The sequence below is a fragment of the Bythopirellula goksoeyrii genome, assembly GCF_008065115.1.
GTDB lineage: Bacteria > Planctomycetota > Planctomycetia > Pirellulales > Lacipirellulaceae > Bythopirellula > Bythopirellula goksoeyrii.
In genome coordinates this window covers 6,281,339-6,302,892 of sequence record NZ_CP042913.1, presented here as the reverse complement: position 1 = coordinate 6,302,892, position 21,554 = coordinate 6,281,339, and the positions used below count along the sequence as shown (strand labels likewise).

The window sequence follows — 21,554 nt, the reverse complement described above, 5'->3', positions numbered from 1 at the left end:
GACACGGTCAGTCCACTCTGGGTAGGGTGGGTGTAGCTAAACTCTTTTATGGTAAACAGTTATGTCGAGCCAAGTTGCTCAGAGTTTGGCGAACTCCCATGGAGACTCTACAATAGAGGAAGCGAGCGACTCGCATCTCCCTTGCGAGGCTTTTCAGAGGCATTTTTCAACATAAGGAACAGGGCCATGTGCGCTGTCTGCGGTCGGGGCGTTTCAAGAAAACTTCGATGGTGTCTATTGGGACTGATCGCGATGGCGGTCTTGGTCCGATGTTTTTCTGGTTCGGCTTCGTATGCTCAGGAGCCCGGCGAACGGTACGACACGCTGCCGGCCAAGTTGGATGCACGTGAAGCTCGTCAACTTGCTCCGGCTCTTGAACAGGCATTGCGGAACACGTCAGGGTTTGGTGCGGAGCAAAAAGCTGTCGACGATTATCTGACGAAGTACTACTTGCCGAATTTGACTGTCTACTCTCCAGAGGCCTTGGCAGATTTGGCCAAAGATCGCGAAAAATACTTTAAGAACTATATTGCCAAAGCGTCCCACGCGAGTTCGCGACAGCATCTGGTCGAAATCGCATTCAAGTTTGGCCAGTATTGCGTGCGCAAGAATATGCATCCGGCGGTCCGATACAATGCAGTCTTGATGTTGGGCGATTTGGATCAGCAGCCGGCCACTGGAACGACTCCTCCGATTCCACTGCCTGCAGCGACGTCAGAGCTTTTAGATTTGGTGGAACAGGACGAGTTTAATGGCGTACCGGTGCCGGAATCTTTGAAGCTGGGGGCATTGATCGGGTTGGAGCGTCATTCACGCTACGGCATCGATCCGCAGGTCAAAGATCGTTTGACCAAGGCGATGCTCGCCATGGTTGCTGATCGTGAGTCGCCTGAGGATGTCGATCAGAATGTTCATGATTGGGTAATCACGCTCGCGGCGCAGGTATTGGCCAACCAGAATGCCAAAGAACCTTCCCAGGAAGTTCAAGATGCCCTTACGAAATTGATTGCTGATGAAAAGTTGGGACTCGATGATCGCTGCAAGGTAGCCGCGTTGTTGAAGAAGATGACCTACGCCCCGGGGGGGGCAGTTAGTGGAGCGGCAACGGTACCTGCCTTGGGTCAGCTCACTTTGGATGTCGTGTCCGAAGGTGCGAAATTGGCGAAGAAGTATCAGAAAGAATTTCTTGGTGAGGGGGGTATCACGGCCCCAATGGCTGGAGGATATGGTGGACGTGGAGGCTATGGCGGAGGCTACGGCGGTGAAGGGGGTTATGGTGGGGGCTACGGCGGTGAAGGAGGCTATGGTGGCGGCTATGGAGGGGGCTTCAGTGGAACGCAGGAAGATACCGGCCCCAAGTTCGAGCGCCGACTTCTCATGGCTCGACTCGTGGACATTGCTCGTGGGGGAAATTCCCTTAGCGAAGGTCTCCCCGATGCAGAGAAGGAGCAGATAGGTTCGCTCATTGATGAGATGAAGCCGGTGATCAATGTCATCGAGGACAAAGATGCCGTGCAGATCGATGTTAGCAGTGCAGTAATCGAACTTGAGGAGCGACTCAAAACACTACTAGCAACTTGGCAGCTTCCCGAGGACAAACCTGCAGAAGAAGCGGGAGAGGACGACTTCGCTGGGTAAAATTACTTCACCGAGCAGAAGCAACCATCACTGCAGTCTTCAAGCCCGCACGCGCACTCTTTGAGGTGTTCTCGCGGTAGCAATCGTCAGGCAGGTCACTAGCACGGCAAGATAGAACACGTCGCCGGCGAGCATCGCGCGATAGAAGGGCAATCCGGCAACATAGCAGACCGTGAGTCCTGTGAGTGACTTTTCGTACATGCCGGTCGATGCCCAGTGGACGAAATTGGTCACGACAAAGAAAGCTGTCGCGGGTAACACGCCTCCCAGTACACCCAGACTCACGCGCTGCCAGCCTTGGGAGTGTTGAGCCATGCGACCCAAGAGAAGCGGTACTAGCATCATGACATGTACCGAGATTTGAACAGCCACGCTGTTGTGTGCGGGCAAGATGAGGTCCGAAACTGCCAGTATCCCCACGGGCAACAATACCGCTGCTAACAATGAGCGGAAGTAATAACCTCCAATGACGGTCACAGCAGCCAGCGGAGTAAAGTTCCAGTCAGGCTGTGCCCAGCGCCCGGCAACACCGATGGCCAACAAGAGTCCAAAGACGCTTAAGTCACGAAGGGAATCTTTATTTTTCATGGGAATTAAATCCTCAAAGCTCGTTTGGGCCAATCTAGTGTCAAATAGACTTACCCATTCTACTGTTCATCCGACGCATCCGTAAACCTCCAGCGGACGAGCTCTCCCGGGGCGACCTTTTGCAGGCAAAAACTTACTGTTCCCGGCTTGTCGGCGACCTCGTAGAGCCAGTTTCTCGCGTTCATCCCCTCGTTCTTGAGGCCGTCTATCTCGGTGAGCAAGCCGCTTTCACCCGTGCCGAACTGAGAAAAGCCGATTCCTGGGCGGAAGTGGCTGGCCGCGGAGAGTACGTCAGCCACGGTCATATCTGGTTGCCAGAGGAGCTTGTCAAATCGTCTTGTTGCGCCGTTGCCAAAATCGATTTCCAAGCCGACGGTTTCGCCTGTCGGCTGCGCCGAAGGTGTCCAGTGAGTCGCTTCCGGGATAGAGTCGTGATTGGGAGCATTCAGGCCAAATCGGTTGGAGAGGACTACCCCCCCCAGAACCAGGAGCAACAACAGCGGTAGCAACCACGGTCTGCTGGAATTGCGAGAGGTTGCGTCGTCTGGGCTTGAGAGCGATGTTTTCATAGAATGCACATTACCGGGTCCGTGGTTCTGCGTCGAGTAAGAATTGGAAAGCGGATGAACGCCGATTCAGCGGATTCGCACAGATCAGAGTGAGTTGATGTGAATGATCAGCGTTCATCGGCCAAATCCGTGCTTATCCGCGGCCCATTTCTTCCATTACAAGATCATCGGCCTGGCGCCGTCGACTGTGAAAAAATCTGTCCTGCCAACTCTATGAGTCATTCCTATGTCCGATCCATCAATTCTCGCGCTCGACTATCCTGCCGATGATGTGGCAGTGATCACGATCAATGATCCTACTAAGAAAGTGAATATCTTGTCGCGAGCGGTGTTGGCCGAGTTGGCAGGACTGCTTGATGAATTGGAATCGCGCTCGGGCGTCGCGGGATTGATATTTCAATCAACCAAGCCAGGCAACTTCATCGCGGGAGCCAATCTGGAAGAATTCGTTGCGAGCATCGACAAACCAAAAGAAGAAATCGTCGAGCTTTCTCGTGAGGGGCACCAGCTGTTTGGACGTTTGTCGCAATGTTCATTCGTCACCGTTGCCGCGATTGGCGGACTCTGCATTGGGGGTGGGGCGGAACTGGCTGCGTGGTGCGATCGACGCATCATGGCCAATGACGACAAAGCGAAATTCGGTTTTCCCGAAGTGAAACTGGGACTGTTCCCTGGCTGGGGCGGAACGGCCCGAACGCCTCGGATTGTGGGACTCTCTAATGCCCTGGAGTTGGTCACCGGTGGCGAGAATATCGACACGGCCGCAGCCGAAGCGATGGGGCTAGCCATCGCAGCACCGGCCGATCGTTTGTTGGAAGAGGCCATCGCGCTGGTGCGAAGCGAACACGAGACGAAAGAGTACCTTGCCGATCGTGAGCGCTGGTCTGGTCCGATCTCGATCAGCGACACGGAGCTAGCGTTTCTCGGTGCCAGTGCGAGCGCGTTTATCCAGGGGAAGACCAAGGGTCATTATCCGGCCCCCATGGCAGCGCTGGAGGTCATGCTCAATGCGGCAGGAGTTGATCTGGAAACCGCTTGCCAGATGGAGGCCGAGGGGTTCGCGGAATTGTTTGGTTCGCCAGAGAATCGGGCACTTCTGAACGTGTTTTTCTTGCAAGATCACAATAAAAAGGTCAGCGGGCCGCCGGACTCGGAAGCCCGCGAGATTCAAACCGCCGCCGTGGTTGGAGCTGGTGTGATGGGGCAGGGGATTGCCGCCGCCAACGTCAAACGCCGCATTCCGGTCACCTTGGGCGACACGTCCGCCGAGGCCATCGCCCGCGGGGTGCAGGGCGTCATTACCGAGGTGAGTTACAACAAGGAAACGAAAAAGCCCGATGCGCAGCGAGCGCTGGATTTTCTCCCCTTGTTGAACGGCACCGAGAACGACGCCGAGGTCGCCCAGGCCGATATCGTGATCGAAGCAATCTACGAGAACGCCGAAGCAAAACGTGCACTGTATGCCAAGCTAGAACCACAGCTCGGCGAGCAAGCGATTCTCTGTTCCAACACTTCCACGATCCCCATCACAGAGCTAGCCCACGGCCTGGAGCATCCTGAACGATTCTGCGGCTTACATTTCTTCAATCCCGTGAGGCAAATGCCGCTGGTCGAAGTGATACGTGGCAAGCAAACCTCGGGCGACACGATTGCCACCGCGGTGGCCTACGCCAAGGTCATCGGCAAGTCGCCGATTGTTGTCCAAGATGGGCCCGGTTTCTTGGTGAATCGTGTGTTGCTGCCGTACATGAACGAAGCGTTGTTGCTGCTGGAGTCGGGTGCCTCGATCAAGGCAGTCGACAAAGCAGCTAAATCGTTCGGCATGCCGATGGGGCCGATCGAGTTGTACGACACCGTGGGTCTCGACATCGCCCTGCATGCCGGCAAAGTGATGCATGAGGCGTTTCCCGATCGCGTGGTCCCTTCAAAGATCTTGCCCGCGATGGTCGAAGCGGGCCGGATCGGCAAAAAGGCTGACAAGGGTTTCTTCGACTACATGACCGACAGCAAGGGACGCACCAAGTCGCAACCCAGCCCCGAGGCGGCTGCAATCATCGAGAAGGTTTCCGCAGGTGAATGCGCGGACGATCTCACAGATCGCCTGTTCCTGCCGATGCTGCTTGAAGCAACGCGGGTGGTCGAGGATGGTATCGTGACGGATGTGCGGGACGTGGATTTGGGGCTCATCTATGGCATCGGGTTTCCCCCGTTTAAGGGGGGGCTGTTTTTCTGGGCCGACACGCTGGGCGCTGCGGCGATTGTAGAGAAGCTCGAGAGCTTTCAGCCGTTGGGTGAGCGGTATGCTCCGACCAAGATGCTGCTGGAGCATGCAGACAAGGGGAAAGCGTTCTATCCCAAGCTTTAATCCCCAGCGATGCGTTGCATCGCGGCCAGGAAAAAATCTGCTTGACACGTTATTCTAATTCTTTAGAATTAGTCGCGTAGTCTGCGTTTCTCATCTTCCTAGCCGCGACGCAACGCGTCGCAGGGAGCTGTTTTAATGCCACGCCCCGCAACTCCTCACCCTACCGACGGCGAACTCGAAATCCTACGGATTCTCTGGGCCGAGGGTCCTTCGTCGCTCAGCACGCTTTGCGAACAACTTCGCACCGAGCGCGAGGTAGCCACCACCACCGTTGCCACCATGCTCCGTGTGATGCTCGACAAGAAACTGGTCAAACGAACGGGAGCAGCGCGCGGGGCGCTCTGGTCGGCGGCAGTCAGCCAACAGAACACGGCCCGCGGAATGGTCCGCAAGTTGGTCCATGGAGTGTTCGATGGTTCGGCAGAGCGGCTAGCTGCACACCTCGTCGAAGGGGGGCAACTATCGGCCAAGCAACTTGCCGAGCTCCGCACACTCATCGACGCACAATCCAAGCGAAAGGTCTCATCATGAATGCACTCTTGCAGGGACAGGGATGGCACATTGTCGGTTGGACCATGGTTTACTTTCTGGCGGCAGGAACAGTCGTCATACTTGTTGGTGCGGCTCTCCGTTTCGCACTGCGCACGGCAAGCCCGACATTACGCTACACCACCTCGCTTACCGTCTTCGCGGTGCTGGCACTCCTGCCCATTGCAATCGTAGGCTCGCTTGCGAGCCGGGTCGTTCCCGACCACGGTCCGTACAGCGCCTCCAAACTTGCTCAACTCCCCGTTCGAGTCGAACTCAAAGCAACAGCCTCCGGTACTGTAACGGAACAAGCTCTGCTCCCGGAGGTCATGCCGTTTCCCTCTGCGGAATCGAATCTTACTCCACCCGTGCAAACTCGCGACGAGATCGCATCGCTGCTAACGGGAGCGGTGGAATATCTGCCGTGGGTGTGGATCGTGGGAACGCCGCTGACGTTTTTGCTGTTGGCTAGCGGGTTGGTGGGCGCCGAGCGGTTGCGAAAAACGAGCCGGCCGCTCGATGCGGGGCCGATAATCGCGACCTGTGAATCACTACGAAAGGCTCTCCAGGTTGGTCGCCAAGTGAGGGTGGCTGTCTGTGAGCGGGTAGCCACGCCGCTGTTGGTGGGCATCGTGCGGCCGCTGATCTTGCTGCCCCCGGCGGCGCTGACGGGTTGGTCGCCAGCAGAACTGGAGATGGTCTTGCTGCATGAATTGGCACACGTGCGGCGCTGGGACAATTTGGTAAATCTCGCCCAGCGCGTGGTCGAGTCGCTACTGTTCTTTCACCCAGCAGTATGGATCGCTAGCCGTTGGGTCCGCCATGATCGTGAAGATTGTTGCGACGCCGTGGTGGTTGCCTTTACGGCGAAGCCGCAAGCATATGCGGAGTTATTGCTAGCCCTCGCTTCTCATGGCGGCTTGGCGACTTCAGTCGCCATGAGTCAACACCCAGTCGCTCACAGAATCCGCAGGATTCTCAATCTGGAGGACGAACCGATGTTAGTCTCACGCAAAACCCTTGTCGCAGTCGCCACAGGCTTTCTGTCCCTGGTCCTCACGATTGTTCTGATAAGCCCTCACTCAACCGACGCGGAAGAACCCGGTGTGAGAGCACCGGAAACCAAGGCGAGCCGCGAGCGTCAGCGACCGGAGGAGGAAGAGGTTGCTACTGAGGACAATGAGAGCACGAAGGAGAAATCAAAGCTTCAAGAATTCTCTTTTAGCAAGACGACTCAGATAGAAGAAATCCAGTCATTCGTTGAATTTTTGAAGTCGAAACAAGGATTAGAGGTGTCCATTCGAAAAAACAAGGATGGCACGATTTCCGTTCTCGGCAAGGCGCTGATCGAACCAACTGCTCATCAGGTTCATTTTCCATCCATAGAAGAACAGCGCGCGGCAGATGTGGCATATAAGCTTCTTCACTTGGAACTGGAGAAACTCAGCGAGGAAGACCTCAAGCGGGTTCAAGCCATGGGATACCAAGGCGGGATGCGAATCGATTCTACGTATCAGGTGGGTTCCCTGAATACGGGAGATCTGTTGGTTGGACTTCACGTCTGGCCCACCGAGTCGCTCAATCAAGTGAATGAGATACTCAATCGCGACGATATCGATCAGCTTTCGCCACTGAAGTTTTATGTGATTCGGAAAAAAATGGTGGATAATAGCAAAATTGGATCACTCCCACTGGGCCCGGATCAGCTAGTCACCGGCCGAGTACCGGTTGATCTTACGGAGTGGAAGAGGTTGCGTTCAGCAATAGCAAAGAATACTTACTCTCCCCATCTAATCCAAACACTTCATCAACAACATCGGTTAGATCAACAAAGATTGCAGAACGAAATTGCCAAAGTTCAATCGCAATTACAGGAAGCAAACAATCAAAACAAGCGGTCGGCACTGGAAGAGAGAGTTGCAGCCCTTCAAGCTGAGCTGGCAAGACTAGCCGAGCGACAAGAAGCCATGAAACAGCAGGATCATTGGAAGGAACCACCAGCTCTGCCACAGCAACCACCACAACCACCGGATGTACCTATTCCGCCCGAGGATAAATCGAAGGAATCCTCCGAGAAAGGCTCAGCACTACTCTACGACGGCAAGACGTTTGACCAGTGGAAAAGGATACTAATGACGGAACTCAACGAAGAGAACCGAATCGAATGTATCAAGGCCCTGGCTGCTTTTGGTGCTTCTGGAATGGGTAAGGAGGCCGCGATGGTGATTTTCGATTTGGCAGATCAATACGATTTTACTGAGACGCAAAGTGGCAAAGTAGTCAAACTGCAAAATGCCATTTATTCAGCACTGACAGGTTCGGTCGATGTGGGCAGAACCATTCCCGCTGAATTCTGGCTGGACCTGCTGATCCAGCGATTAGCCTCTAATCCAGATCAGTGGAATAGATTTGCTCAAATTGTGCTGCGAGATGTCAAGACGCAAGATCCAGCAACAAAAACCAAACTACGAAGTCTCGCAAAGGACGAAAACTATGCACCAAAATTGAGGGCTGCGGCGGTGTCATCGCTAATCCGCACTAAAAATCAACTAGATGACGAACAGATTCAGTTGCTCATCTTTGACGCTTTGAGTGCTCAGGAGCCCGAATTGACATCGGCAATTCTCTGGCACAATCTCGACCAACTACTAATAAGCAACCACTTAATCGAAGTACAGAAACTACTGTTTAGTGGTGACCGTGAAATGCGAGAGGAAGTATTGAAGGCACTCAATAGGATGAAATATCCACAGTCTGCTGTTAGATTGCTCAAACCCTTGCTGACTCTACTTGATGACCCGCAACAAAGTGCTGATCATTTGACGGCACTTGCAGCTATATTCGAAATATCCGAGCTGATTATGCTCAGGCCCGAAGCCCAAGCTCAGGCTAAAGAAAGCTTATTTAAGATTCTTCTCGAAGGAGATCCTGATAAACTTCCCGCAGTTATTCGAACCATCAATCGCATTACGAATGGAACCGCGCAAACCGAAGTTCTACAGAGACTCATGGAAATCAACCCTGATGGTGCCGCAGGTGCGAATGCTGATGTGGAAGAGGCGAGAGCATATCGATTCCCGCATGAATTGAAAGTTGAAAGATTTGCAAGTCCGCAAGCAATTCAGAACCGCAGCCCAGATAAGAAACCAGCGAAAGCGAGGATTTCGCCACCCTGGGTTACGAGGAAGATAGAAAAAGTCGTCCAAAGAGTGGGTTTGCGTACCGCCGAAATATTGCTGAGGACGATAGGAACACGGTCCCATTTCGGCCTCGGCAGCACGCTTGAAGACGATAATACTTCCAGTTCGGCCGATGACATAGGTTGACGACTCGACCCCAGGTGGCGGCAAGCTCGCGGAACTCACTTTGCCTTACCTGGGGCTAAGGGGTGTAATCACTGCGTGATATCGGATTGCTTACCGAAGCACCCACTGCGACACCATCGCCAGCGCTGCCGTTTCTATGCGCAGGATCCGCTCACCCAAACTCACCACTTGCCAATTGCTTTCTACTGCCAAAGAGATTTCAGTGTCCGTAAAACCTCCTTCGGGGCCGACGGCCAGGAGGACGGAGTCGCCGGTTTCGATTTCGGATAGAGGGGCTCCGTTGGGATGGGCTAGTACGCGCAGCGGCGCTAAGCCGCAAGCGGCTAGGGTGGACCAAGATTGGGGCTGCTCGATCTGCATGAGGCGGTTGCGGCCGCATTGTTTGCTGGCTTCGATCACATAGCGGGTCAGTTTTGCCGATGCCTCGGCAGAGTTCTTGGTGCTTCGCGCGGTGGTGAGCGGGATAAGGTGGGTGACTCCCAATTCGACGCACTTTTCGATGAGCCACCGTTGGCGGTCTCCTTTGGGCAGCGGCACGGCTAGCGAAATCTCGGCAGAGTTCTCCCGCTCGATTGCCGCGTGTTCTTGCAAAGTCAATTCGACTTCTGCACGACCCAGGCATGCGATCTCAGCCGACCATTCTCCTCCCAGGCCATCGAAGACCACGACTTCTAGCCCAGGTTCGGCCCGCATCACATGCAGCAGGTGATGGGCCTCGCTGCCTTGCAAAGTTACCGATTCACCGGATAGGGGCGTTTCAGAAAAGTAGCGATCTTTCATGGTGACTTGCTAGCAATGCTGGCTAAGGGACTTGGATTATGTGGCAAGGGAAAGATTCGTAAGCGGAACTACCGATTCAACAAGTAACAAGAAGATTTGAACAGGAGAAAACAGAGCCAACGGAGTTGGTTATTAGGAACTCTCTGCCATTGCGCGGATTCTCCGTTTCCTCTGCGACCTCCTGTTCAAGATGATTGGCATTAGTAACCCATTTTGCCCTCACAACTCACAACTCGCAACTCTTACCTTTAGAGGGACATCAAGCTATGCACACCTGGGGATTAGAAAGCTCGCCCTTTTCAGTCGGTAGTTGTGAGCCGGTGTTTTTCGCGGGTTTGCCACAGCAGGAGGCACTCGCGCGGTTGCGGTTCTTGGTTCACAACTCTCGGCGGCTGGGATTGGTGCTCGGCCAGTCGGGTGGGGGTAAATCGCTACTGCTAGAACTTTTCGGTCAGGAGTGCCTTAATGAAAACTGGTCCGTCGTACGATTGAATCTGCTGGGGATGTCGGTTCGTGACCTCCATTGGCAATTGGCAGTCGGATTGCGTGCCGCACCAAGAACAAGCGATGAACCTCTGCGATTGGCGCGACGGTGGCAGGAACAGCTTCAGCAGCATCAGTTGCAAGATGAACGCACCGTGTTGCTCTTGGACGATGTGGATCAGGCAGGCGCGGACGCGCTGACGCAACTGACTCGGCTGATCCAAATTCCGCCGGCGCAAGTGGGCAACCTGACGATTGTGTTGACTGCGAACACCACCGAGACACACCGGCTGAGCAAGCGATTGGTGGATTTGGTCGACTTGCGGATCGAACTGGAACCGTGGGAAGAAGCGGATACGGTTGGCTATCTGCAAGAGGCCCTGGTGGCGGCGGGTGCCGAACAACCTATCTTTGACGAACGAGCTCTTGCCGAGATACATCGCCTCTCGGGTGGGGTGCCCCGACAAGTAAATCGCCTGGCAGATTTTGCGCTCGTGGCGGGTGCCGACCTGAAGCTAATTGATCAGTCAACGATCGTCGATGTCCACGCCTCGCTTACAGATCGGGCTGGCTGTCTGAGTTGAATGCCTCCTTCAAATCGCCCAGTGACTCCCGCAAGATGACCAACTGTTTGTCGAGCGCCTCGCGATCGATTCGTACCCGGTCGAAGATCTTCTCGTTGGCATTGCGAATGGTTTCAGTCGACTTGCGAATCTCGTCTAGATATTGTACTCGCTTCTCGATATCGAGTACTGCCTTGTCAATCGTGGTGAAATCGACGTTCTTCTCGGTTGCCTGCTGAGCACGTACACAGAGTGCCCGGGCGACTTCCAAGGCAGCCTTCAAATTGGCGTCGGTCGTGGGGTCTTCGGCATCCCAGACGACCAACAGGTCGCTGCCATAGCGACGAAATGAATCGCAATGAGCTGGGGCCGTTCGCTGGGAAAAAACGAACACGCCGAACTGGGAATTTCGGTTTTTGCGTGCCTGCTCGATTTCAGAGCGGGCCTTGGCAAGCGTATAGCTGGCATCTTCTTTGGCCTCGATCACAATGCGAGCTCCCGCAGCGGCACTATCGCAACCGAGTTCCACGACGACATCGCCGATCTTGCAGCTCTTGATCATGCCGACGCTCGAACCAGTTCCTTCGACGGTTTCTCCTCGTGGATGAGAATCACTTGCAATGAATTCCAGCACCGCATCTTCGAAAGTGCCACCATGCAGGGTAGAGCGGGCTTCGGTTTCGCGCTTGGTCACTAGCTTGCCGAGGGCGACCTTGACTTCTTCCTGGAAATCGGCTGCCGATTTGATGTGCGCACCGAGAATTGCTTCCAGGTGAGATTGCATTTTCCGCAGGGACGACTCTTCATTGTCCAGCGAGAATTGTTGGGTGATTGTTTCCTGAGCCGTGTTCACTTTTTTCACGAGCCGACTTAAGGCAGAGTTCTCTTCGTCGAGAGAAAACTCCTTCACAACATCGTCAATCTTGCCTTTCATGTCGCGTGTGAAGTCACCATGCTTGCCAGAGACTTCGCAAACTAGACGACTGAGGGCTCCCTCGGGATTGTCGAGTGAGAATTCTTTGAGAAGCGTTTCCCGCTGAGATCCGAGTTGCTTCTCAACTTTCCCCTCCATGGCTGCCAGAAAACCTTGCGATTGATCGGGGCTGAGCAATTTCATGAGCGGACTTGTCTCGCCAATGTGAGCGACCATGGTTTTGGCCAACTGAGAATTGTCGCCATCGACCAGTGAGCGGATCATACGACCTACTTCCCCGTCGGAGGAGGCGAGTTGTTTCACGCGCTGAGTGAATTGGCCGTCTTGGGGATTAAAGTATTTTCCCAACGAATCTTCGAGTCGCTGCTTGGACGTGTCCGCGTGGGAGTGGAACTGCTTTTGAAGCGATTCGAGCAAGCGATCTGTTTCACGTTTGATAAACTCGCCGTCAAGCGAGGCCGACGCCCGTCGCAAGGTGAGTACGCCTATCTTGAGGGCTTCGAGGGCAAACTCCTCACGCGAGTCTCCTTCAGGATACTTTGCGAGTTCAGCAATCGTGTCCGGATCGCCGACCGTGAGTTCCAACGAGAGTTGATAGGGTAATTCCGAATCGGTTGACCAAGCTTCTGAGCGATCTAGTGTGTTCGACATGCCGTGGGATCCTCCGTGAGGCGGTGCTTGACGAGTTGTGCTATGAAGACTGGGGTCATGAACACCCGTCTACTATCTGTCTAGTATGGCGGATTTCATGCGTCAGGGCAACGGGTCCGTGGGGCAGCCAACTTGGCTGTCATTTCAATACGGGCTTGAAGACTGCACTACGTTTCTCCCATCCGTGGACGAGTGGGCTCGCAAGATAGAGCTTTTTTAGCTTTGACAATTAGCCGCCTTGAGTAAAAAATACAGAAATACAAAACATCCCAATTCCAGATGATCAGTACGAAAAGCTCATGGGCGTCGCCAAGGCTGCAGGTTATGAAGACGTTCCTGCGTTCATCAGTGCCTTGGCAAACGAGCCGACGGAAGACCCTCGCGGTCGGCTTTCCGAAAAGGAACTTCTAGACAGCGTAGCTATGATTAAACGTGGCAATGCCGAGATCGAGGCAGGAGGTGGGATGGCTGCTGAAGATGCATTCAGGAAGCTCGCTGATAAGCATGGATTAACCTTCTCTGCATGAACTACCATTGATTGTTACTTCAGAGGTGTTTGCTGCTTTGGATGCCCACATCGAGTATATTGCCACTGAAAAGCAAGCACCTCTCAATGCTCAGCGATGGCTATCCAAAGCTTGGGCAAAACTGCAAACACTGAAATCATATCCCCATCGCTGTCCACCCGCACCCGAAAACGAACAGTTCGAATACACGGTGAGAATGCTGGTGATTGATAGTTGCCTATTCACTTTCACCGTCGATGAGGAGAATAGGGTGGTTCGAGTATTTGGTTTTCGACACGGTAGCCGACAATGAGAATTTGTGACTAAGTACTGTGTCGCCCGCCACGGCGGATTCTAGACATTGCGACACGGCTACTCTGCTCGCTCATCTTCTCCCAATTGCTCCAGTAGTTCGTCCCAGGTGAGACAGACCTGGCCAATGCGATTGTTGAGACGCTCGGAGAGAGATTGATGGTTGTGCTGCGAGCGGGCAGAAGTGACTTCGTCCTCCATGGCGGAGAGCCAATCGGGGAGGTCGAGCCCCGCGCCACTGGGCTCATCGGCCAGGCTGGCGATCTCCCGATCTAAAGCGTCGAAGGCTTCTTGGCGTTCGGAGCCTTCGGCGGAGAGTGCGGGTTCCACGAGGGCTTTGACCCGGTCGATCAGTAACGGACGAACAAAGCGTTCTGCAATGCGATCGGCGATCGTTGCCAACCGCATGCCATATTTCTTACTCAGTTCCTCTAAGCGGGCAATGTGGGCATCGGCTGCATCGGTGGTGCGTTCGGCAAAGGCCTGACACCAAATCTCAGCCGCTAAAAGACGTCGATTGCGAATCAGAATCTCATGAGCCCAGATGACAGGCTTTAGATTCCAGGCGACTCGGTCGTAAGTGGCCCTAAGCCGAAGGAAATCGATGAGCATGTAGAGTTGTTCGCCGTGGTCCGACTGTGTGGTTGTCGTGTTGTAATCGCGGTAGACGCGGTAGTTCTCCACGACTGCCTCGAGCGCGATTGTGAGCATTTCCACGGCTTCTGCACGAGTACAGGTTTTGCCGTATTCTCTCAGTAGTAGAATCTCGTCTTCGGCCTCAGGGTCATCTTCCAGACATTCCAGCCAGGCATCGACGCCTTGGTGCAGGATGCCTCTCAGATTACCCAGACTGCTCATCAAGCTGAGATTAAACAGATCGCCTCCATAGCGTTTGATGAAATCGACGAAACGTTTCCAGTCTTTTTTTTCGGCCAATTTCTCCACCACACTTAGCCGCAGCGTGCGGCTGTGTTGTAGCCAACGGTCTAACTGCCTCTCGGTCAACAACTGCATGGCGTCGATGAGCAAGTGGTCCGCGTGCTGCGACTCCGCATCGGCGGACTGATCGTCCCAGATCTCGGCCGAAGCGATCATCGAGCGTACGATGGCTTGGTAGCCATTTTCAAATAGTCGATCAAATTCTGTGACCGCACCCTGGCCGACGGGGTGGTTGCTTTCCATGTCTTGTGCGATTTCAAGCAATTGACAAGTTTCTCGAATCAGACCCAATTGGGGCAGCCAGCCCAAGAGATCGTTGAGCAAATGTTGCAGACAGCGGGTGTTGACGATCTGCCGCGGCTCACCGCCACGTGAATGGGGTACATACAAGAGAGGTTGGCGAGCGAGTGCTGCGGCGAAATCAGACCACTTAGCGCGAACACCCTCGGAATCACCTGCCAGAACCGATTGGAGGATTTGGACCGAAGGAAGATCAATTGGTTCGGCAAGCGATTCGACCGATTCGCTTGAGCTGACTCCCACGGTAGCCGCCAACAATCGGGCAGCATCGGCTAGTTCCACCGAGGTGGTGATGATTTGTTGAACTAGGGATTCCTTAGTCGTGCGAAGCCGATCGTATTCCATGAGCGAGTCATGGGAACCACTGGGCAGGGCAAACTGGAATTTATGCACGGTCTCCAGGAGGTCGACCAATTTACTGTAATTTTCCCCTCCCTGGATCAACCATTGCTCGAAGACCTGACCTGGGCTTGTTCCATTGGTGTTGGCTTCTGCGGCTTCATTCGAAGTGCTCGCGGAACGGCCCCAGACGATCGTGGCGTGTTTCCAAAGGTTGGCAACCGTCGACAGAAAGTACAAACGCTGATCCAGTCGTTGGACTTCGTATTCCCACTCGGATTCTTCGTAGTCGAGGCCCTCGTCGTAAATCTCTCCTTCGTTGCCATCGTCCGTTGTGTCCCGGTAGACCATCTCTTCGTAAGCGGCACCGAAGAGTTCTTCTTCTCCGTCCTCTTCGTCATCGAGTTCGTCGTCCTCGTCTTCAAAATAGTCCACGTCGTCGAGGTCGTCGAAGAGGCCTTCCAAGTCCCCATCGAGCAGCAAGGAGGGGACAGTCCAATATTCTTCAGCGTTGGCCTCTAGGTAGGCAAAGAATCGCGCGACTTCGGGCCAGCGATCCTCTCCCGATTCGCTTTCCATCTCTTCGACCGTCGAAAGCCAGCGGAACGCGAGTCTCCGGAAGGAACTCTCGCCTTCTTCGAGGGGTGTACGATCCTTCTGACTGACCCATTGCATCATCAACGCCATCGCGGCCACCGTGTCGCCGTGATCCAACAAGGCCTCGATTACCAGTTCAAAGGCCTTGGTGTTGTCAAATTGATCGACGAACATCCGCCAGAAGCCTATGTCGCCAGATGCTGCTCCTGCCTTGTGCCAGGCGTTGAGTGCCCCTGCTACGAGATTAGCCGAGACCTCAATTTCCTTGGCCACGAGGCGATTGACTCCCTCGACCGAGTAGGTCGCAAATTGATCCCACCACTGGGTTTGTTGAGCTAGTAGGGTGGAAAAGACCTTTTCCATCTCCGAGTCATCGATCGCGGCCGATTCGCTCCAGGCGCGTGCAGCCAGATCAAGCACCTGTTCCATCAGTTCGATGAGTTCATCGACCCGCCAGTCATGGACGCTGTTTTCTAAGGCGGGAAACAGACTGAAGTTTCCGGCAAAGCCCACTACATTCCAGGGATCGACCAAGGCTCCGCATTCGATTGCTCGATGCACGAGCGTCACGATTTCTTGTAAGTTATCCGCAGTTTGAGCCAGGTCTCCACTGTCGATCGCATCGTGGCCGGCAGTCAGTCGACAATAGATTTCACTTAACATACGGGCGGCCGGGACCCGCACGGAATCTGCCTGACGTTGGGCTGCCTCGGGGTACCCGAGTCGAGCATACAGATAAGCCAGGTGGACGCGCTGCATTTGCATTGCCCGTCTCCTGGCCAGTTCTTGATTCAAGTGCTGCCGGGCAGCACCAAACGGCTGACGATAAAGTTCGGCTTCGGCACGCAATCGCTCGCCATGACTACCTTCAATCCGAGAAACCAAATCATGATAAAAATCATCGCGATAAGCAGCTATGTGGGGCAAGAGCGTCGAAAGGGTGACCGAGGAGTCGTGGCGAGTGGGGCCATCGCCGCTCGTGCCGGCAGCCATCAACATCGTACCGGCAAGCACTGAGGCAGCTTCTATTTCGCATTCGCTTTCCGAACAGCCTTTGTCGTAAAGATGATTCTCGCAGCGCGAGAGTAAGCCATCCAATGTCACCTGCTGCAGGACAAAACGGCTGTAGTATCCAGCGTTCGTTATTTGATGAGGATCCCATTGGCCGAAGTGGTAGTTGGGCCGTCGGTTCACGGGATGATCGAAATCGTAAGCCCGGGGGTCGAGGGAGATTTCTTCCAAGCGATCCAAATCGAACCAGGCGCGCGCGAGCAGATCTTCGTCGGTGTTGGCTAAAATGTTCAGCGCCAGTTCGATGATCCTTTCATATTTTCCAACAGCAACACCGGCCCCGCGAACATAGAGGGGTATCGGTCTGACAAATTCATGGGGGTAGGGTTCCGAGGGGCTTCCCGATTCAAGCGTAGCAACAGGACGAAAGCCTACGAAATCATTGATTTGCTCCAAGGCTCCGGCCACGATACGGTCGATTTCGTCCCATGGAGTACCTTGGCTCAAGATTGCTTCATAGGCGCGACCAAGGAAAAAGGGTTGCCAGAGTTCACTTGACTGCTGATGAAACAATAGATCTTGATGGAACTTGCAGTAGGCGGAAAGAAAGTGGTTGGAAAGGATCCCAACGGCCGCCTCCGCCTGGGCTGTATCGGCAAAGGCTCCTCCGGCAGCGCTCAGTCGGTCCATGGTTTGTTTGAGGGCCGTGGTTAATTTTTCCAGAGGATCACAGGACCCCGATTCGCAATTCAGCGAGCGAAAGAATTCGTTCAAATTCTTGAGAAACTTGGGGTCGCTCGTTCCGGAGGAGAAGTTGAGATAGCCGACCATCTCCTCAAGCATGGAGTGGGTTAGAGCTTCGGGTTGGTCTGGGCGGTACTTCACAATCAGGGACAATCAGTGGAATTTCGGAGCTAAGTATTACGGCGTTTGAAGCAAGAAAAGGTGGCCAAAACATCTAGTTTGTTTTTGGTTCCAGTGGGGCCTCGCCGGAAAAATCCGTGACAAAAATATTACTAGGTCTGACGTGTGCTTCCTTGTGCGTCTCCATGGTAAGGGACCCCCTGCCCAGTGGTCTAGGTGCCAAAACCCCCAGATTAACGAGGAAATCTTCCATTTCTTCACTGGCTAATTCTTTTGTCTTTGGCAGAGGGGTTAATTAGAATGGAATCGGTGCTGAAATGTCCCCTTCGCTTGCCGTGAACTTTCTGACACCCCAATTTTTTTGAATGAGAGTATCTTCCGCAATGCATGCATCGACGAAATGCCATAAGTCTTCCCTGAGTTTTCTATCATCGCGAATTGCGTTCTTAGGGAGTTGTGCGATCGTACTTGCCCTAGCGCCTGCCCCTCGGGACGTGCGTGCCGGATCGTTGATTAGCTATCAGGACGCGGCTCCGCTGGGTTTGGAACGCGTGTGGTTTGCGCAAGCGCGAGTCGATGTCTCGCGGCATCGCGTCACGAATTGGGTTTTGTACGAGAACAATCTACTCGCGGCTACTAACGGTGGGCTGGTACAGTCATTCAATGCCGAGACGGGAGAAACGCTCTGGACAACTCAGGCGGGTCCACTTGATCAGCCAGCCTTTGGACCCGCCGTGTCACAGGATTATGTAGCGTTGGTGAGCGGGGCATCGCTCTATACACTTGATAGGGCGAGCGGACGCCTGCTGTGGAGCACGTCGCTAGGGAGTGCCCCTGCGGAGGCACCTGCGTTGAGTAACACAGATGCCTATGTTCCTTTCTTGAGTGGTCGTATCGAGAGCTATCAGCTTGCTGATCCGAAAAAGCCAACTTGGTACTTTCAATCTGTCGGACGAATTTTTTATCCACCAAGCGTTAGCGGCGAACTGGTGACTTGGCCTACTTCGCGCGGATATCTCTATGTGGGGCAAGCGGGGGCGCCCCATGTACTGTATCGTATTCAGACCAATTCGGTTGCGATCGCGCCGCCGACCGAGGCTTTCGGTTTGCTATTTGTGGCCGTTCAAGATGGAAATGTTCATTGTTTCAAGTTGCTCAATGGCAATGAGAAATGGCGCTATTCGATGGGCTTCCCCGCCACAGGTCGTCCAGGCGTCGTGGGCGAACGGCTTTACGTTGCATCGAGCGAACCGATGTTGCATGCCCTCGAAGCGGTGAGCGGTCAGGAACTTTGGGATGTTCCCGGCATCACCCATTTTGCCGCACAAGGAATCAAAAATGTCTATGGCCTCGATGAGGGGGGCCGTCTGGTTGTTATCAACAAGGAGACGGGGCAATATATCGGCACGCTTCCCGGCCCGGGAAGATTCAAGGCGGTGTTCAACGATTATTCCGACCGCATCTATCTGGTCGACGACCGCGGTTTAGTGCAATGCTTGCGCGAAATGGGTGCTGTCGAACCCACGATTCATCGTCGAGTAGAGGCGGCAGCAGAGAAGCCCAGCGAAGAAGCGGTTCCGGCGGAAGCTGAAATGCCCGCCACGGATGAGCAACTCGACGACAGTGGATTTGGTGCCCCTGAAGCGAGTCCCTTCTCTGCCGAGCCGAGTGACGATTCGGATAATCCCTTTGGCTTTGAGTGATTTGGTCACTCAGACCCCCGAGTACCATTTCTCTTGTCTTGTGAGTGCCTGGAGTGCCATCCAGAGTTCACCTTCGGGAGAGAGTTGTTTCTTGGCGTCGCAGGAGACTGCCAGGGGCACATCGATTAATTGATTGTGCCACAGGCCCACGAGCATGTCGGTTTTGCCTGCCATGCCGGCATGCGCTGCGGCGCGCGCTAAGCGTTCGCAGAGCAGACTGTCTGTCGCGTCGGCGTGCACACTACGAATGTGATAGCTGGGATCGAAATACTTGACGTTGGCTGGATTGCCGACCTTGTTGCTATAATCCTTGATCGCATGGGCCAGGAACGGGCCGACGTCTCTCAAGAGCAGATTTCCTGATGCATCAAACTCGTCGGGGCATTCATCGAGCCAATGCTGGCCTGCCCCTTCGGCGATCACCACGACGGCATGCTCGCGGGCCTTGAGTCGTCGATCGAGGGCGGCCAGGAGTCCGTGCTCGCCGTGGAGCTGCATCGGCACCTCTGGAATGAGGGCGAAATTCGCCTCGCCGCTGGCCAGGGTGGCCGCTGCGGTGATAAAGCCCGCATGGCGTCCCATGAGTTTTACCAGTCCCACGCCATTGAGAACGGACTTGGCTTCGACATGGGCGCGGTCGATGACTTTTTCTGCTTCGGAAACGGCCGTCGCGAAGCCAAAAGTGCGGTAACAATACTTGATGTCGTTGTCGATGGTCTTAGGAATGCCAATCACAGAGATCGGCAGTTTGCGTCGAGCTATTTCCGAAGCAATCTGGTGAGCACCCCGTTGAGTGCCGTCTCCCCCAACACAAAATAAGATGTTTACACCACGATCAACAAGAAAATCAACGCTCTCTTTGTGTTCTTGAGGTCCCCGAGAAGTACCAAGGATCGTGCCCCCTTTGTGATGAATTTCGTCCACTAACTCTTTGGTGAGTTCGAACGGCGGACGACCGACATTCGGATTCAAGCCATGGTATCCATAGCGAATGCCTAGGACATTGCGGATTCCGTAGTTCATCAGTAGTTCCAATACGAGACTGCGGATCACGTTGTTTAGCCCCGGACAGAGCCCCCCGCAGGTAACAATGGCAGCGGTGGTATCTTGCGGAGTGAAGAAAATCTCGCGGCGGGCACCTGCCAGCTCAAAGCAAAGGTCGCTCGGTTTTTCACCAAGCATTATCCGTGGATTGTAGAGGGCACGCAAATCGTCGTCGACGAAATCGCCAATGTTGTCTCCCGGCGTGGTGGAGAGAGGCAAGGGTGAGACAAGCCGTGCTTCACCAAGGCGGGTGACTACCAATTGCTCTTGCGTAGGTTTGGGATAGGTTGGCATGGGAGTATTCTTGCGGAGTTAGTTTTTTTAATCTTAGCCGTGGGCGACAGGCCTATGGATTCACATCAGTTATCCCTGTGCCTGGCACCCTGGGCTACTAAGTTTTCAGCCACCCTTGTTCACGATACCATGTGGCTGTGTCGGCGAAGCGCTGTTCCAATGGGGCGGCTGGTTTGTAACCTACATCTCGGCGAAGTTTCTCATCGCTGCATTCCCATCCGCTGGCTACTGCTTCGCGGACCTTGTCCCAATTGAAGATACCCGGCTTGCGCCGGATCTGACCAATACCTTCCATGGCACCTCCCACTATCCAAAACATAGCTTTGGGAAGTGGCAGAACGAAGACGCGTTTGCCTAGTCCCGCGGCGGCGAGTCGACCAAAATCACCGTAGCTGATTGTACGACCTGAGCTGATGTAGTACACACCCGCTGAATGGTCGGTGCCCGGCTGCACCCGCGCACCATTTTCTGCAAGTTGCACCAGTGCGGTAGATAAATCGGCTACATGCACGATCGACATGGGCATCGACCGTAGGCCGGGCACTGCGTGGAGCCGAGTCATACAGATGCCTTGAAATAGCTTGAAGCTGTTGTGATCTCCTGGGCCGAAGACTACTGGAGGTCGGATGATTGTGAGCGGGACACGATTTGCTAGCTTGCATGCTTCATTCTCCGCCGCGAGTTTGCTCTCGCCATAGGCGGAGACAGGGTTGTCAGGATCCGTCTCCTGTCGGGGACTTCCAGGTTGGCTCGGACCTCCAGCGGCAAGCGAACTGACCATCACCACGATTGGTGAATTTGGCTCCTTGGCACAGGCCTCCATTACGGTTCGAGTCCCTACGACATTGTCTTCGAAGAACTGTTGTCGGTTGAGTGCTGAGACACGACCTGCAACATGAAACACAGTATCCACGCCAGCAACGGCTTCGGAGAGCTTATCGAGTACTTGGAGCGATCCGGTTACAATTTCGGCATCCAACTCCGCCAGATGAGCGGCCCGCGTTGGATCGCGCACCAGGGTTCGTACCGACCACCCGAGTCTGCGCAGTGCGACCACCAGATTCGAGCCTACAAATCCAGTTGCTCCAGTGACTAGTGCTTTGTGCATCCCATGCCCGCTGCAAGGAGGTTTTTGACCAAGACGTAAAGCTACGTCAAGATAACAGAATTTGCGGTCCTTTGGATGGCCGTCAAGGGGGAGATCGAGGCATCTACGCACA

The 21,554-nt window shown here is 54.4% G+C and carries 15 protein-coding genes; 8 read left to right on the top strand and 7 right to left on the bottom strand.

Features of this window, described 5'->3' with window-relative positions; genetic code table 11:
• Window positions 1-186: 186 nt before the first annotated feature.
• Entirely contained in the window at window positions 187-1,638 is a 1,452-nt protein-coding gene (locus tag Pr1d_RS26170) for a hypothetical protein (RefSeq protein WP_210417835.1), read from the top strand.
• A 39-nt stretch (window positions 1,639-1,677) separates the two neighbouring features.
• On the opposite strand, the gene Pr1d_RS25000 is transcribed toward Pr1d_RS26170, so the two are convergent.
• Both Pr1d_RS25000 and Pr1d_RS24995 read right to left on the bottom strand, forming a co-directional pair.
• Window positions 1,678-2,226 (bottom strand): DUF6580 family putative transport protein, encoded by a 549-nt coding sequence (locus Pr1d_RS25000; RefSeq protein ID WP_148076077.1) that lies wholly within the window; start codon window positions 2,224-2,226, stop codon window positions 1,678-1,680.
• Window positions 2,227-2,285: 59 nt separating this feature from the next.
• Window positions 2,286-2,795: a DUF4430 domain-containing protein gene (locus Pr1d_RS24995; RefSeq protein WP_148076076.1), complete on the bottom strand. Its 510-nt coding sequence runs from the start codon at window positions 2,793-2,795 to the stop codon at window positions 2,286-2,288.
• Window positions 2,796-3,021: 226 nt separating this feature from the next.
• Between Pr1d_RS24995 and Pr1d_RS24990 the strand changes: the two genes are divergently transcribed.
• The 3 genes from Pr1d_RS24990 (at window position 3,022) to Pr1d_RS24980 (ending at window position 9,014) form a co-directional block, all read left to right on the top strand.
• Window positions 3,022-5,160, top strand: a complete 2,139-nt coding sequence (locus Pr1d_RS24990) for a 3-hydroxyacyl-CoA dehydrogenase NAD-binding domain-containing protein (RefSeq protein ID WP_148076075.1) — start codon at window positions 3,022-3,024, stop codon at window positions 5,158-5,160.
• Between the two features lie 135 nt (window positions 5,161-5,295).
• Window positions 5,296-5,691 carry a BlaI/MecI/CopY family transcriptional regulator gene (locus Pr1d_RS24985; RefSeq protein WP_148076074.1) on the top strand — a complete coding sequence of 132 codons (396 nt, stop codon included), beginning with the start codon at window positions 5,296-5,298 and terminating at the stop codon, window positions 5,689-5,691.
• On the top strand, window positions 5,688-9,014 hold the full coding sequence (locus Pr1d_RS24980) for a M56 family metallopeptidase (protein ID WP_148076073.1): 3,327 nt from the start codon (window positions 5,688-5,690) through the stop codon (window positions 9,012-9,014). Before Pr1d_RS24985 ends, Pr1d_RS24980 begins: the two co-directional genes overlap by 4 nt.
• Window positions 9,015-9,104: 90 nt before the next feature.
• Here the strand turns inward: Pr1d_RS24980 and Pr1d_RS24975 are convergent, their stop codons facing one another.
• Window positions 9,105-9,794 (bottom strand): RsmE family RNA methyltransferase, encoded by a 690-nt coding sequence (locus Pr1d_RS24975; protein ID WP_148076072.1) that lies wholly within the window; start codon window positions 9,792-9,794, stop codon window positions 9,105-9,107.
• A gap of 266 nt (window positions 9,795-10,060) precedes the next feature.
• Here Pr1d_RS24975 and Pr1d_RS24970 point away from each other — a divergent pair, with 266 nt between their 5' ends.
• The gene (locus Pr1d_RS24970) at window positions 10,061-10,861 is read left to right on the top strand and encodes an AAA family ATPase (protein ID WP_148076071.1); all 801 of its coding nucleotides are present in this window, start codon (window positions 10,061-10,063) and stop codon (window positions 10,859-10,861) included.
• Here Pr1d_RS24970 and Pr1d_RS24965 read toward each other — a convergent pair.
• Window positions 10,833-12,425: a hypothetical protein gene (locus Pr1d_RS24965; protein ID WP_148076070.1), complete on the bottom strand. Its 1,593-nt coding sequence runs from the start codon at window positions 12,423-12,425 to the stop codon at window positions 10,833-10,835. The two genes, Pr1d_RS24970 and Pr1d_RS24965, sit on opposite strands and share 29 nt — an antisense overlap.
• A 299-nt stretch (window positions 12,426-12,724) precedes the next feature.
• Between Pr1d_RS24965 and Pr1d_RS24960 the strand changes: the two genes are divergently transcribed.
• Both Pr1d_RS24960 and Pr1d_RS26825 read left to right on the top strand, forming a co-directional pair.
• Window positions 12,725-12,952 (top strand): hypothetical protein, encoded by a 228-nt coding sequence (locus Pr1d_RS24960; protein ID WP_148076069.1) that lies wholly within the window; start codon window positions 12,725-12,727, stop codon window positions 12,950-12,952.
• A gap of 7 nt (window positions 12,953-12,959) precedes the next feature.
• Window positions 12,960-13,244: a type II toxin-antitoxin system RelE/ParE family toxin gene (locus tag Pr1d_RS26825; protein WP_168205477.1), complete on the top strand. Its 285-nt coding sequence runs from the start codon at window positions 12,960-12,962 to the stop codon at window positions 13,242-13,244.
• A gap of 59 nt (window positions 13,245-13,303) precedes the next feature.
• On the opposite strand, the gene Pr1d_RS24950 is transcribed toward Pr1d_RS26825, so the two are convergent.
• The gene (locus tag Pr1d_RS24950; protein WP_148076067.1) at window positions 13,304-17,314 is read right to left on the bottom strand and encodes a hypothetical protein; all 4,011 of its coding nucleotides are present in this window, start codon (window positions 17,312-17,314) and stop codon (window positions 13,304-13,306) included.
• 362 nt (window positions 17,315-17,676) lie between these two features.
• On the opposite strand from Pr1d_RS24950, the gene Pr1d_RS24945 reads away from it, so the two are divergent.
• A complete protein-coding gene (locus tag Pr1d_RS24945; protein ID WP_168205476.1) occupies window positions 17,677-18,996 on the top strand; it encodes an outer membrane protein assembly factor BamB family protein in 1,320 nt (439 codons plus the stop codon).
• 9 nt (window positions 18,997-19,005) lie between these two features.
• Here Pr1d_RS24945 and Pr1d_RS24940 read toward each other — a convergent pair whose 3' ends face one another.
• Window positions 19,006-20,334 carry an ATP-dependent 6-phosphofructokinase gene (locus Pr1d_RS24940; RefSeq protein WP_148076065.1) on the bottom strand — a complete coding sequence of 443 codons (1,329 nt, stop codon included), beginning with the start codon at window positions 20,332-20,334 and terminating at the stop codon, window positions 19,006-19,008.
• A gap of 97 nt (window positions 20,335-20,431) precedes the next feature.
• Complete coding sequence (locus Pr1d_RS24935; protein ID WP_148076064.1) at window positions 20,432-21,442, bottom strand: NAD-dependent epimerase/dehydratase family protein; 1,011 nt, start codon at window positions 21,440-21,442, stop codon at window positions 20,432-20,434.
• Between the last annotated feature and the right edge of the window lie 112 nt (window positions 21,443-21,554).